General features: G+C 72.7%; 2 protein-coding genes (1 of these 2 cut by a window edge). Both read left to right on the plus strand.

What is annotated here, in order from left to right; genetic code table 11:
- Positions 1–11,104, plus strand: partial view of a non-ribosomal peptide synthetase gene (locus tag FB600_RS07255; protein ID WP_145756445.1) — the 3' portion only. It extends 3,659 nt beyond the left edge of the window; the window shows 11,104 of its 14,763 coding nt (coding positions 3,660–14,763); its start codon lies beyond the left edge, outside the window; it ends in the stop codon at positions 11,102–11,104.
- The gene (locus FB600_RS07260) at positions 11,088–15,506 is read left to right on the plus strand and encodes an aminotransferase class I/II-fold pyridoxal phosphate-dependent enzyme (RefSeq protein WP_096752326.1); all 4,419 of its coding nucleotides are present in this window, start codon (positions 11,088–11,090) and stop codon (positions 15,504–15,506) included. The genes FB600_RS07255 and FB600_RS07260 overlap by 17 nt, the downstream gene beginning before the upstream one ends.

Raw genomic sequence — 15,506 nt, forward strand, 5'->3', positions numbered from 1 at the left:
CGTGCCCGATGCGCTGATCCGCAACCGGCATTACGTGCCGATGCAGCAGACCATCGAGGGCAAGGACCTGTTCGACCGGAGTTTCTTCCGGCTGACCACCAAGGACGCGCAACTGATGGACCCGCAGTTCCGCCTGCTGCTGCAGCATGCCTGGAAGGTCATCGAGGATGCCGGCTACACGCGCGACCAGCTCGCCGATGCGGGCGTCTACATGTCGGCGTCGAACAGCTACTACCAGGCCATGCTGCGCGCGGCCGGCAACATCGACGCCTCCGACGAGTACCAGGCCTGGCTGCTTGCCCAGGGCGGCACGATCCCGACGCGGATCTCGTACGAGCTGGGCCTGACCGGCCCGAGCCTGTTCGTCCACTCGAACTGCTCGTCGGGGCTGGTGTCGCTGTCGGTGGCGGCGAAATCCCTGCTGCAGGGCGAGAGCCGCTACGCGCTGGTGGGGGCGGCGACGGTGCTGCCCGAGGCCGGCATCGGCTACCTGCACCAACCCGGGCTCAACCTGTCCAGCGACGGGCGCTGCCGGACCTTCGACGAGGACGCCGACGGCCTCACGTCCGGCGAGGGCGTGGCGGTGCTGCTCGTCAAGCGCGCGCGCGAGGCGATCGAGGACGGCGACGCGGTGTACGCGGTGCTGCGCGGCATCGCGGTCAACAACGACGGCGCCGACAAGGTCGGCTTCTACGCGCCGAGCGTGGGCGGCCAGTCCGAGGTGATCCGCAAGGTACTTGACGCGACCGGCATCCATCCCGAGACGATCGGCTATGTGGAGGCGCACGGCACCGGCACGCGGCTCGGCGATCCGGTGGAGGTGGCGGCATTGACCGAGGCCTACCGGCGTCACACCAGCCGCACCGGGTTCTGCGCGATCGGCTCGGTCAAGCCGAACATCGGCCATCTCGACACGGTGGCCGGGCTCTCGGGCTGCATCAAGGTGGCCCTGAGCCTGCGGCACGGCGAGATCCCGCCGTCGATCCACTATCGCAAGCCGAACCGCGAGATCGACTTCGAGCGCTCGCCGTTTCGCGTGGTCGATCGGCTCACGCCCTGGCCCGCCGTCGCGTCGGGACTGCCGCGGCGCGCCGCGCTCAGTTCGTTCGGCATCGGCGGCACCAACGTGCATCTGATACTCGAGGCTCGTGAGCCGGCCGGGCAGCGAGCGAGCGACACCGTGAGCGCCGCCGCGTCGCGCCTGGTCGTGTTGTCGGCGCGCGGCGAGGAGCGCCTGCGTGCCCAGGCGGCCCAGTTGCTGGCCTTCCTCGAGCAGGAGGCCGGCGCGCTGCCCGACTTCGACGCGCTCGCGCATACGCTGCAGACGGGACGCGAGGCGATGCGCCACCGGCTGGCCCTGGTGGTGGACGGCCACGACGCGCTGGCCGCGGCGCTCGCCGGCTTCCTGCGCGGCACGCCCGACGCGGCGAGCTGCTTCGCCGGCGAGAGCGGGCAGGACGCGACGCTGTCGGCGCTGTTCGACGACGACGCGGCCGGGCACGCCCTGGTGGCCGCCTGGTGCGCCGAGGGCAAGCTCGCCAAGGTGGCGGCGCTGTGGGCGAACGGCGCGCGGATCGACTGGCGCCGGCTCTACGCGGGCCGCGCGCCGCGGCGCGTGAGCCTGCCGACCTATCCGTTCGCCCCCGAGGCCTGCCCGGCCGCGCCGCGTCGCGAACCACGGTCGCGGCCGGCCGGGCATGACGGCCGGGACGAGCCGCGTCGCGAGGCTGCGCCCGACGCGCCGCGCCTGCACCCGTTGATGCACGAGGAGCACGTCGACGGCGCGCTCACGCGTTTCACCGCGACCTATTCGGGCGAGGAATTCTTCCTGACCGACCACTTGATCCGCGGCAAGCGGATCCTGCCCGGCGTCGCCTATCTGGAGATGGCGCGTCTGGCGGCCGTGCGAAGCCAGGGCGAGGGCGCCGTGAGCCTGCACGACGTGGTCTGGATGGCGCCGATCGTGGTCGACGCGCCGTGCCGGGTCGAATTGCGCCTGGACGGCGCGCAGGCGACCGGCAGCACCGGTGACGCCGCGCGCGTGATGCGCTTCGCGGTGGCTTCCGGCGCCGGCGAGGCGGGCCGCACCAACAGCCAGGGGACGATTCGCGTGGTTCCGGGTGCGTTCGAGGCGGTGGCGGCGATCGATCTCGCGGCGCTGCTGGCGCGCTGCCCGCGCGAGATCCCGGCGCAGCGCTTCTACCATTTCCTCGACAGCGGCGGCGGCCAGTACGGGCCCAGCTTCCGCAGCGTGACGGCCTTGCACCTGGGCGAGCGCGAGGTGCTGGCGCGGCTCGCGCTGCCGGCCTCGGCCGGTGCCCCCGAAGCCTTCGTGCTGCATCCGAGCATGATGGACGCGGCGTTTCAGATCGCCGACAGCCTGGTCCTGCAGCCGCGCGCGAACGGCGGTTGCCTGCCGTTCTTCGTCAAGTCGCTGGAGATGCGGCGCCGGCCCGGCCGCGAGGCCTGGGTCCATGTCCGCCTGGCCGGCGGCGACGGCAGGGTGGCCCGCTACGACATCGACCTGATCGATCCGGACGGCACCGTCTGCGTGTCGATGCGCGAGTTCAGCGCGCGGGCCGAGGCGGCCGACGGCGCGAGCGAGCCCAATCGCTACCGGGCCGCCGTCTGGCAGCCCGGCGAACCGCGCGACGAGCGCGAGGCGGATGCCGGCGCCATGGTTGCCGGCCGCCATCGCGGCGAGCGTGACGCGCCGCGGGTGGCGGTGCTGGAGGCCGCGCCGCGGCTGAGCGACGAACTGCGCCGGCTCGGCATCGACGCGAGCTGGCTGCCCGAAGGCGACGACGCGCGGCACCGGCCTGCGCTGCGCGATCTCGCGCGCGACCAGGCCGCGACGCAAGCCGAGGGCCGGCCGCGCGATCTGCTGGTGCTGGCCGATGCGCGGCAGGCGCCGGCCGACGACACGCTGGCGGATTGGCTCGGCCATGACGCGGCGGCCACCGGCCGCCGCGCCCTGGTGTTGGTGGCGGGGCTGGCCGAGGCGAGCGCGGAGCGCGTCGCGGCGCTCGTCGAGCGCGAGCGGCATGGGCATGCCGCCGAGGTGCGCCACGAGGCCGACGGCACGCGCCGGGTGCGTGGCTGGATCGACGCGGCGGTGCCGCGTTGGCTGCTGGAGACCGACGCCCTGCGTCCCGGCGGTTGTTACTGGATCGCCGGCGCGAACGGCGCGCTCGGCGCCAGCCTGGCCTGTCATCTGCTCACGGTCGAACGCGTGACCGTGGTGCTGAGCGATGCCCAACCGCCCGAGCCGGCGATCGTCGAGGCGATCGAGCGCCATCGCGGCGAGGGCGCGCGGCTGGTGTGCCTGACCGGCGATGCCGGGCGCGATGCCGCGGACCTGGCGGCACGGATCCGCGATCGCCATGGCCGGATCGATGGCGTATTGCACTGCGCGCACGACCCGGCAGGCGCGTCCTCGCGCGATACGCTGGCGGCGCTGGCCGCCATCGACGCGGCAACGCGCGCCGATGCGCTCGATTTCCTTGCCGCCTGCGCGGCGCCGATCGGGGCCAGCGTGGGCGAAACGCGCGTCGACGACGACGCGTGCGGGGAACACCGTGTCGGGCTCGTGGCTCGCTTCGTCGACGCGCGCCAGGCGCGCGTGCAGGCGGGCATCGGCTTCGGGCGCACGGTGTCGGTCACCGCCGGGGCGCCGCTGCCGTGGCCCGGCCGGACGCCCCTGCTGCGCGCCGGCGGCATCGCCAGCCAGCCGGCGCTGGCGGTGGTGCAGGCGCTGTATCACGCGCTCGGCTCGGAGCAGGTCGCGCTGGCGGTCGACTGGCACCGCCCTGGCGTCGCCGCCGCTGCTGTCTTGCCGGGTGCTTCGTCGGCTGCTTCGTCGATCGTATCGTCGATGGTCTCGCCGGCCACCGCGCCCGCGCCGCAGGCCATGCCGGCCGCCGGGCCGCTGCCCGCCTCGAAGCCGGCACCGGCCCGGCAGGCGGATCCGGATCGGATCGCGGCCTGCTTGAAGGACGTGATCGCCGAGGTGATCCGCTCCGCGGCGGACGAGATCGACGCGAGCCAGCCGTTCGGCGACTACGGGCTGGATTCGTTGTCGCTGACTTTGGTGAGCAACCGGCTCAACGAGCGCTATGGGCTGGACGCGTCGCCGACCGGCGCGCTGAATCCCACGCTGTTCTTCGAGCATGGCTCGGTGCAGCGGATGGCCGCGTATCTCGCGGCCCATCATGCCGCCTGCTTCGCGGCCGCCGAGACCGACCAGGCCGCCGAGGTGCTTGCGCCGGCCGTCGAGGCCGTGCTGCCCGGCACGGATGACGGCCAGGCTGGCCTCCATCACGATATCGAGGCGCGGGCCTGGCCCGCGCGGCGCGATGCGTCGCCGCCGGCGGCCGGGCACGGTGCACCGGAACGCGACGGCGGTGCCGCCACTCCCGCCGGCGACGGGTCGCCGCCCGCGAGCGCGGCACGCCGGCTCGCCGATGCCGGGACCGTCGACGCCGACGCCGACGCGGTCGCCATCATCGGCATCAGCGGCCGTTTCCCCGGCGCGCGCGATGTCGCCGAGTTCGAGCGCAACCTGTTCGAAGGCCGCGACTGCGTCGGCGAGATTCCCGCCGAGCGCTGGAACTGGCGCGACTATCTCGACGATCCGCAGCAACAGGGCGACAAGACCAGCAGCAAGTGGGGCGGCTTCATCGACGGCATCGCGGAATTCGATCCGCTGTTCTTCAACCTGTCGCCGAAGGAAGCCTACCTGCTCGATCCGGCGCACCGGCTGCTGCTGATGCATGCGTGGTGGGCCATCGAGGACGCCGGCTACAACCCGGTCGCGCTGGCCGGCAGCCGCACCGCGCTGTTCGCGGGCGTCGCGCAGAGCGGCTATGCCGATCTGCGTCGCGAGGCCGGCGAGGGCATCGAGGGCAATTCGTTCCTCGGCGTGGTGCCGTCGATCGCGCTGAACCGGATCAGCCATTTTCTCGACCTGCACGGGCCCAGCGAGCCGGTCGAGACGGCCTGTTCGTCCTCGCTGGTGGCGATGCATCGCGCGGTGGTCAGCCTGCGTTGCGGCGATGCCGACCTGGCGCTGGTGGGCGGCGTGCAGACGATTCTTTCGCCGCATGCGCATATCGGCTTCGGCAAGGCGGGCATGCTCGCCGGCGACGGCCGCTGCAAGACCTTCTCGGATCGCGCCGACGGTTTCGTGCGCGGCGAAGGCATCGGCATGCTGTTCCTGAAGCGCCTGGCCGATGCGCGGCGCGACGGCGATCCCGTCTACGGCGTGATTCGCGGCAGCGCCGTCAATCACGACGGCCGCTCGAACTCGCTGACCGCGCCGAATCCGGCCGCGCAGCGCGACGTGATCGTGGAGGCGCACGAGCGGGCCGGCAGCGATCCGCGCCGCGTCGGCTACATCGAGGCGCACGGCACCGGCACCAAGCTCGGCGACCCGATCGAGATCAACGCCCTGAACCAGGCCTTCGACGCGTTGTTGCGCGCCCAGGGCGAGCCGGGGGCGAGCTTCGTGCCCGGCGCCTGCGCGATCGGTTCGGTGAAAAGCAACGTGGGCCACCTGGAGCTGGCGGCCGGCGTGTCGGGGGTCATCAAGGTCCTGCTGCAGATGGCGCGCGGGCAATGGGTCAAGAGCCTGCATTGCGAGACCCTCAATCCCTATATCCAGTTCGACGGCGGGCCGTTCCGCGTGGTGGGCGCCAACGCGGCCTGGCCGCGGCCGCTCGACCGGCATGGCCGCGAGCTGCCGCGCCGCGCCGGCGTCAGTTCGTTCGGGATCGGCGGCGTGAACGCGCACGTGGTGATCGAGGAGTATCGCGAGGACGGCGTGCGTGACGCCGCCGAGGACGGTCGGCCGGCGGCGGTGCTGCTGTCCGCGCGCGACCCCGAGCGGCTGATCGAGCAGGTGCGCACGCTGCTGGCCTTCCTGCGCGCCGCGCCCGCGCGGCCGAGGCTCGCGGACCTGGCCTACACGCTGCAGGTCGGCCGCGAGCCGATGCGCGAGCGGCTCGGCTTCGTGGTCGGCTCGCTGGCCGAGCTGGAAGCGCGGCTGGCGGCCTGCGTCGACGGCATACCGGATGCGCCGGGCGTCTATCGCGGCAGCGTGCGGCCGGCGCGAGGCGCGCGCCCGCCCGAGGCCGACGGTCTCGAGCGGCTGGTCGGCATCTGGCTGGCCGGGCACAAGCACGAGGCCCTGCTCGGTGCCTGGATCAAGGGAACCCGCATCGACTGGGCGCAGCTGCATCCGGCCGGGTCGCCGGCCGCGCCGCGCCGCGTGCATCTGCCCGGCTACCCGTTCGCCCGCGAGCATTACTGGATTTCGGAGACCGCGGCGGCATCGCCGGTGTCGCCCGCCTCGAGGCCGGTGGGCGCGGCGCCCGCGCCGCATCCGTTGCGACGCGACGCGGGGCACGCCGGCCGCTTCGTGCTGGAACTCGACGGCGGCGAGGCCTTCCTCGCCGACCATCGCGTCAACGGCCATCGCATGCTGCCCGGCGTGATGCACCTGGAGATCGCTCGCGAGGCGGCTCGCCTGAGCTTCGGCCTGGGCGACGCGATCCGCATCCGCAATCTCGGCTGGGTGCGGCCGGTGGTGGCCGGCGACGGCCCGCTGCGCCTGTCCATCGAACTGGACCGCAGCGATGCGCCCGAGACGGCGTGGCGCATTTGCGGCCAGGATCGGCTCGGCGAGCGCGTGATCCACAGCGAGGGCGCGGTCGGCCGCGCCGCGCTTGCCGAGGCTGACCGCCGGCTCGACCTCGATGCCCTGCGCGCCAGCTTCGCGGCGGCCGAGGCGGTCGATCCGGCTGTCTGGTACGAGGGTTTCGCCCGGGCCGGCATCGATTACGGCCCCAGCCATCGCGGCCTCGAACGCTGCCTGGTCGGTCCCGCCGGCGTGCTGGCGCGGGTACGCCTGCCCGAGGCCGAGCGTGCCGCCGCGCGGCCGTTCGTGCTGCATCCCGGCTTGCTGGATGCGGTGCTGCAGGCCGCGATCGGCCTGCGCGGCACGGCCCGGGCGGACGAAGTGCCGCGCGGTACGCCCTACCTGCCGTTCGCGCTCGACACCGTGGATATCCTCGGTGCCTGCGACGAGGCGGCATGGGCCTGGCTGCGTCCGTCCGCGGCACGCGGCGACGCGGCGAAGGCCGCCTCGCAGTGCATCGACATCGACGTCTGCGACGATGCCGGGCGCATCCTGGTCAGGCTGCGCGGCCTGAGCTCGCGCCCGCTCGCACGCCGTCCGGCGGCGGACACGGCGCAGGCGTGCGCGGCGCCCATCGCGGCCCGGGCCCCGTCGGCCGAGCTGCCGGATACTGCGCCGGCCGCGATCATCTCGGCCGACGCCGAGCTCGGCTTGCTGGCGCGCGCCGCGACCTGGAGCGAGCCGGCCGATGCGCAGCGGCTGGTCGAGGCGGCCAACCGGCCGGCGCCGGGCACGCGCCTGTTCGTGCTCGGCGGCACCGAGGCCGAGCGGCAGGCGATCGCGGCGGCCCATGCCGCCTGCGAGTTCGCTCCCGGCGAGGACGCCGGCGATGGCCGTGCCGCGCTCGACGCGCTGCGCCGCCGGCTCGACGACGGCACGGCGCTCGCGCACCTGATCTGGATCGCGCCGCCGGAGCCGGCCGCCGCGCGCGGCGACGCGCTGGTGGCCGCGCAAGGGCACGGCGTGCTGCAGCTGTTCCGTATCGTCAAGCTGCTGCTCGCGGCCGGTTATGGCGCGAAGTCGCTCGACTGGACCGTCGTCACGCGCGAGACGCATGCCACCAGCGGCGCCGACCTCCCTCGGCCTGCCCACGCCGGCGTGCACGGCCTGGTCGGATCGATGGCCAAGGAATACCGCAACTGGCGCGTGCGCGTGCTCGACATGCCCGCCGCCGAGGACTGGCCGGTCGAGGCGATGCTGTCGGCGCGCTTCGATCCGGACGGCAATGCGCTGGCCTACCGGCACCATCGCTGGCTGGCCCGCGAGCTGGTGGCGATCGACCTGCCCGAGCCGCGCGCCTGCGCGATGAAGACCGGCGGCGTCTACGTGGTGATCGGCGGCGCGGGCGGGATCGGCGAGGTGTGGAGCCGCTGGATGATGGCGCGCTATCGCGCCCGCATCGTCTGGATCGGCCGGCGCGAGGAGGACGCGTCGATGCGCGCCCGTCGCGAGCGGCTAGCGTGCTTCGGCACGCCGCCCGTCTACCTGCGCGCCGATGCCGCCGACCGCGACTCGCTGGCCGCGGCCCGCGAGCGGATCGCCGCGCTGCGCTGGGACGGCCAGGCGCTGCCGACCAGCGGCGTGATCCACTCGGCCATCGTGCTGGCCGATGCGAGCCTCGCGACCATGGACGAGGCGCGCTTTCTCGCCGCCTGGCGCGCCAAGGCCGACGTCAGCGTGCGTCTGGCCGAGGTGTTCGGCGACGATCCGCTCGACTTCATGCTGTTCTTCTCGTCGATCACCTCGTTCGGCAAGACCGCCGGGCAGTCGAACTACGCGGCCGGCTGTGCCTTCAAGGATGCATTCGCCGCGCACCTGGGCCGCACGCTCGCCTATCCCGTGAAGGTCATGAACTGGGGTTACTGGGGCAGCGTGGGCGTGGTCAGCGAGGCGAGCTATCGCGAGCGCATGACGCAGGCCGGCTTCGGTTCGATCGAGCCGGAGGAGGGCATGCAGGCGCTGGAGCGGCTGCTTGCCAGCCGCTTCGCGCAGGTCGCCGTGCTCAAGACCTTGACGCCGAACCTGCTCGGCGACGCCCGCGCCGACCGGCTCGACCATTACCCCGGCCGCGACTGGCCAGAGGGCAAGGCCGCGCCGGCTACCGCCGCCCTGCAGGCCGCCCTGGCCGCGCGTGCCGACCACTGGCAGGCCCAGGCCGCGAGCCTCGAGGTGACGAACCCCGAGCTCGAGACGCTGATCGCGCGCGGCCTGCTCGCGGGGATGCTGCCGTGCATCGAGGCAGCCGCCCCGGTGGCGGCGCGCCACGCGAAATGGTTCGAGGAAAGCGTGTCGATGCTGCGCGGGTTCGGTTATCTCGCGCCGCATGCGGGCGGTGCCGACGCGCGTCTGTCCTTGAGCGATGCCGGCCGTCGGGCCGCCACGGCAGTCTGGGACGACTGGGCGCGCGCCTCGCTGGGTTGGGTGGAGGACGACTATCGGCGCGTGCCGATGCGGCTGGCCGAGGTCTGCCTGCGCGCGCTGCCGGAGCTGCTGGCCGGCACGCGGCGTGCCACCGAGGTGATGTTCCCCGGCTCGAGCATGGCGCTCGTCGAGGGGCTCTACAAGAACAATCGCAAGGCCGACCTGTTCAACGAGGTGGTGCACGATGCGGTGCTCGCCCACGGCCGGGTGCTGGGCCGCGAGCTCGACATCATCGAGGTGGGCGCCGGCACCGGCGGCACCACCGACGGCCTGCTGCGCAAGCTGGCCGCGCAGGGCGTGCCCGTGCGCGAATACCGCTACACCGATCTGTCGCATGCCTTCCTGCTCCATGCACGCGAGCAGTACGCGCCGCGCGCGCCGTTCCTGAGCACCGGGATCTTCGACGTCGATCGACCGATCGGGCCGCAGGGCGTGCCGGTCGGCCGCTACGACCTCGCGATCGCCACCAACGTGCTGCATGCCACGCAGGACATCCGGCGCGCGCTGCGCAACGTGAAGGCCACGCTGCGCGCGGGCGGGCTGCTGGTGCTGAACGAGCTGAGCCTGAAGTCGCTGTTCAGCCACGTGACCTTCGGGCTGCTCGACGGCTGGTGGATGTATCGGGATGCGGAGCTGCGGATTCCGGGTTCGCCGGGTATCGACATGGCCACCTGGCGGCGCGTGCTGGTGGAGGAGGGATTCGAGTACGTGGTGTTTCCGGCGCCGGCGCTGCACGCTCACGGGCAGCAGGTGGTGATCGCGCAGAGCGACGGTGTGGTCCGCCAGGCTCGCGAGGGCACCGCGCCGGCGCGCATGGCGGCCGCCGCACCGGCTGCGGCAAGCACGGCAAGCACGAGCGCGTCGGCACCCGAGGCCGTGGCGCGTTCGCGGCGCTCACCTGCCGCGGCGAGCGTCGATGCCGGCATTGCCGCCGCCACGGCGACGGCGCCGACTCCGGCGCCGGTCACGAGCGAGCCGGCGAAGCACCCCGCCTCCACGGTCGATACGGCCGGCGCTGGCGATATCGTCCATACCACCGAGGGCATGCACGGCTACCTGCGCGATCTGCTCTCGCGCGTGCTGAAGCTGCCTGCGGAGCGTATCGAGATCGACGCGCCGTTCGCGAGCTACGGCACCGATTCGATCATGGCGATGGCCTTGATCGCCGAGCTGGAGAAGGACCTCGGCAGCTTGCCGAAGACGCTGTTCTTCGAGCACGAGACGATCGAGGAACTGGCCGCCTATCTGCTCGAACGGGAAGCGCCCGCGCTGCCCGATCTGCCGGTCGTCGCGCAGCCGGCGACGGACTCGCCGGCATCGGCCGTCGACGGCGACGAGGCGGACCAGGCGGCGGGGGGCGTGCCCGCGGCCGTGAGCGTCGAAGCCGGTGCGCGGGTCCATACCACCGAGGGCATGCACGATTACCTGCGCGACCTGCTCTCGCGCGTGCTGAAGCTGCCGGCGGAGCGTATCGAGATCGACGCGCCGTTCGCGAGCTACGGCACCGATTCGATCATGGCGATGGCCTTGATCGCCGAGCTGGAGAAGGACCTCGGCAGCCTGCCGAAGACGCTGTTCTTCGAGCACGAGACGATCGAGGAACTGGCTGCCTACCTGCTCGAACGGGACGCGCCCGCGCTGCCCGATCTGCCGGCCGTCGCGCAGCCCGCGGCGGGCGGCGTGCCCGCGCCCGCCGACGTCGAGCCCGGTGCGCCCGCCCACACCACCGAGGGCATGCACGATTACCTGCGCGATCTGCTCTCGCGCGTGCTGAAGCTGCCGGCGGAGCGTATCGAGATCGATGCGCCGTTCGCGAGCTACGGCACCGATTCGATCATGGCGATGGCCCTGATCGCCGAGCTGGAAAAGGACCTCGGCAGCCTGCCGAAGACGCTGTTTTTCGAACACGAGACGATCGAGGAGCTGGCCGCTTATCTGCTCGAACGGCAAGCACAGGAAAAGGAGTGCCATGCAAGCAACGTATAGCGAGGAGATCGTGGCGGGCACGGTGGAGCCGGCGCCGCCCGCCGGGTTCCGCTTCGTCGACAAGGCCGCCATCCGCGGCGAGCCCGCCCTCGCGGCGCGGCTCGCCGCGCGCAAGGGCAGTGAGCACCAGGACGGCGTGTTTCTCGATCTGTGGCCGTCGATCTTCCTGTCCGACGCGCATGACGATCACATCCACGTGCTGCGCGACCGCGGCCTGCTGTTCGTCACGCGCTACGTCGGGCCGCCGGAGCGCGAGCCGGCCCTGCTCGCCGTGCTGCACCGGCATGCGCGCGCGGAAGGGCGCGCGCTCTGCTACCTCGACATGTCGAATCGCCGCAAGCCCGACATCGAGCGCGAATGCGGCCTGCTTTCGACGCCGCTCGGCGTGGTGCAGACCATCGACGACATCGGCGCGTTCGGCATCGAGGGCGCGCGCATGCGCAAGCTGCGCTACCTGGTCTCGAAGTTCGGACGCGACGCCGCGTGCCGCGTGGTGGAGTACACCGAACCGACGCCCGAAATCGACAGCGAGATCCGCGCCGTCATGGCGGCCTGGAGCCGGGAAAAAGGCGTCGTCAACAAGGTCGATGCGATCCTGGCCGACATGCGCGTCGGGAATCTGCTCAAGCGTTATCGCGTCTACCTGACCTACCTCGGCGAGCGGCTGCAGAACGTGGTGGTGCTCAGCCATATCGACGACGGCTACATCACCGACCAGGAATATTTCCTGCCCGACATGCCGCTGGGCGGCACCGAATACGCCTATGTGACGATCATCGGGCTGCTGAAGGCGCAGGGATACCGCAAGTTCAGCCTGGGGCTGACCTGGGGCCTGTTCGAGCCGAAGGAAGGTTTCAGCGACGTGGAAGGCTGGGCGCTCGTCAATCGCACGGAAGGGCAGCTCGCGCGGATTTTCCAGCGCGGCGTGCAGAACCACCAGTACAAGAACAAGTACGACCCGGCCGAATATCCGCTTTACCTGTACCGCAGCGCCGACAGCCGGCCGCAGATCATCAAGCAGTGCATGGGGCAGTTCTTTCGCAGCGGCGTGCCCTACGAGGAGATCGCCCGCCAGATCGAGGCGGACGAAGCGGCCCTGGGCGCGGCACGTGGCGAGCCGCCGGCCGCGGTGGACGCGAAGGATGCGGTGGAGCCCGTTCGCGCCGAGCCGGCGGCCATGCCGGCGGCGAGCCCGGCCGCCGACGGGCCCGATGCATTCTTCGACGCCACGGCGGTCGATCCCGCCGGGATCCGGCTCGACCTGGTCAGCGATTCCTGGGCTCACCTCGGCTATCCGTTCGTGCGCGAGCGGGCACGGCGGCTGCTGGCCGGGCTGGTGTCGCCCGATCCCGAGCGGGGCGCGCCGGGCCGCCTGCTCGGCATGGAGCACAGCGTGCTGACCACCTCGGGCCGCGGCGCGGAGCGGGTGTTCTTCAGCCTGTTCCCGGCCCGGCGCCGGACCATCCTGCAGAACATCCCGTTCTTCTCGACGCGCCACAACGCGGTGAAGGCCGGTTTCGTGCCGCTGGAGATTCCCGACCCGCGAGCGCTCGACGCGCAGTGCCGCGAGATCTTTCGCGGCGGTATCGACATGGCGCGGCTGCGGGCGCGGCTGGACGAGCAGGCCGACGACATCGCGATGGTGATGATCGAGCTCTGCAACAACGCGGCGGGCGGCTATCCCTCGTCGCTGGCCCAGCTCACTGAGGTGTCGGCGTTGTGCCGCGCGCGCGGCGTGCCCCTGGTGCTCGACATCACGCGCATCCTGCGCAACGCGGAATTGATCCGGCGTCACGAGCCCGGCCGTGCCGCGTTTGGCCTATGGCAAACCGTTGCGGCGATCACCGCTTGTGCCGACGTGGTGATGGGCAGCCTCTGCAAGGACTTCGGCCTGGGCGCGGGCGGCATCCTGGCCGCGCACGACGCCCGGCTGATCGGCAGGGCGCGGCGCTACGCGGAAATCGAGGGCGCGCTGCTCGACCATCTGCAGACGCAGCTCGCTTGCGCGTCGTTCGGCGAGCGCGAGGCGCTGGAGCGGGCTGTTTCGACGCAGCTCGATTTCGCCGCGCGCCTGGGCGAGGCCCTCGCGGCGCGCGGGGTTCCCGCGCTGCTGCCGGTGCCGGGGCACTGCGTGCTGGTGCCGGCCGATGCCGTGCCCGGCTACGCCGGCTACCGCCATCCGCGCGAGGCGCTGCTGCGGGTGCTGTACGAGCGCCACGGCGTGCGTGCCGGCATCCACCTGCCCGGCAGCGGCGAGGCCCGCGTGCTGGAACGCTGCATTCGCCTCGCGCTGCCGATCGGCCTGCCCGAGGCGGCGCGCGAGGCCGGCCACCCGGACGAGCTTGCCGCGCGGCTTGCCGAGGCCCTGGCGGCGAGCGTGCCCGACGCGCCGGCCGCGCGCGTCGATCTGCCCGATCTGCTGCACGCGCCGGCCGGCGCCGGTGCACGGCCGCCCGGCGTGGATGCCGGCATGGATCACGGCGCGGCCGGGTCGAGCGAACCCGCGAACCGCGCCGTCGATGGCCCTGGGCGCCGGGCCGGCCGTCATGTCGCCGGGGAGCCGGAGGCGATCGCGATCGTCGGCATGGCGGGACGCTTCCCCGGTGCCGGCGAGCTGTCGGCGTTCTGGCGCAACCTGGTCGAGGGCGGCGAGGCGATCAGCGAGATTCCCGCCGAGCGCTGGGATTGGCGCGAGCATTACCACCCGGATCCCGAGCAGGCCGTGCGGCTGCGCAAGTCCTATGGCAAGTGGGGCGGATTCCTGGACGAGGTCGATTGCTTCGATCCGCTGTTCTTCTGGATGGCGCCGCGCCGCATCGCCATGATCGATCCGCAGGAGCGGCTGTTCCTGGAGGAATGCTGGAAGGCGCTGGAGGACGCTGGTTATCCGCCGGCGCGGCTCGACGCGGCGCTGCGCGAGCGCACCGGTGTGTTCGGCGGCCTGTCGAAGCACGGCTACAGCCTCTATGCGGCGCAGTACGCGGGCACCCAGCCGCATACCTCGCCGGCGTCGATGGTCGGCCGCGTGTCGCATTTCTTCGATCTGAAAGGGCCGAGCGTGGCGATCGACAACCACTGCGCCTCGTCGCTGGTGGCGGTCCACGAGGCCTGCGAGTACCTGCGTCACGGCGGCGGCGAGCTGGCGATCGCGGGCGGCGTGAGCCTGTGCCTGCATCCCTCCGGCCATCTGCAGCTCTCGCTGGTGCGGATGCTCTCGCGCGATGCCAGCAGCGCGGCGTTCGGCGCGGGCGGTAGCGGTTACGTGCCGGGCGAGGGCGTCGGCGTGGTGGTGCTCAAGCGCCTCGCGCAGGCGGTGGCCGACGGCGATCCGGTGCACGCCGTGATTCGTGCCGGCGCGCTGAGCCACAACGGCCGCATGCGCTATTACGGCCAGCCCGACGCGGCCGGCCAGGCGGCCGCGATCCGCGCGGCGCTGGCGAGCGCCGATCTCGATCCGCGCAGCATCAGCTACATCGAGGCGGCCGCCAGCGGCGTGGAGGGCTCGGACGCGGTGGAGATGGCGGCGCTGACCGAGGTGTTCGGCGAGCGCCGCGGCACCACGGGCGACTACGCGATCGGGTCGGTGAAACCGGCGATCGGGCACGGCGAGGCTTCCTCGGGCATGGCGCAGCTGATGCGCGCGGCGCTCTCGCTGTCGCACGCCACGCTGACTCCGACGCGCCTGCCGGCCCGGCTCAGCCCCGCGATCGATTTCGAGCGACTGCCGTTCCGGCTGGCGACGCGGGCCCGCCCCTGGGAGCCGGTCAGCGTGGACGGCCAGCCGGTGCCGCGCCGTGCCGGCGTGACCGCGATCGGCAACGGAGTCAACGCGCATCTGGTGCTGGAGGAATGGACGGGCGCCGCCGATGCGCCGCCGCCGGCCGGGTCGTCCGATGCGCCGCACCTGTTCGTGCTGTCGGCGCAGGACCGCGCGCGGCTGGCCGCCTATGTCGAGCGATGGATCGCGTTTCTCGAGCAAGGCCCCGTGCCCGATTTCGCGCGGATGCTGCGGACCCTGCAGAGCGCTCGCGAGCCGATGGCCGCGCGGCTCGCGGTGGCGGTCGCCGACCGCGACGACCTGCTGAGCGTGCTGCGTGCCTGGCGCGCGGCCGGCGGCATGGACGGGGCCGGCGTGCCGCGCCTGCACCTCGGTACCGCGCGCCGCCGCGCCGTGGCCGGCGCCGCGCCGGTGACGGCCACGGCCGGGCTCGACGCGCTGGCCGCGGCCTGGGTGGGCGGGCAGGCCATCGCCTGGGACACGCTGTACCCGGCCGGCGCGTGGCGTCGCACCGGCGGCCTGCCGACCTACCCCTTCGCGCGCGAGCGCTACTGGATCTCGGATGCGGTGGCGTCCGCATCGGGCTCGCCGCAAGGCGAGCCGGCATCGGCCCGGCACGACTGA

Source organism: Burkholderia sp. SJZ089, from assembly GCF_007828315.1.
GTDB classification, from domain to species: Bacteria; Pseudomonadota; Gammaproteobacteria; order Burkholderiales; family Burkholderiaceae; genus Burkholderia; species Burkholderia gladioli.

Coding starts and splice junctions, on each gene's coding strand:
- FB600_RS07260 (WP_096752326.1), top strand. CDS start 11,088: ATGCAAGCAACGTATAGCGAGGAGATCGTGGCGGGCACGGTGGAGCCG.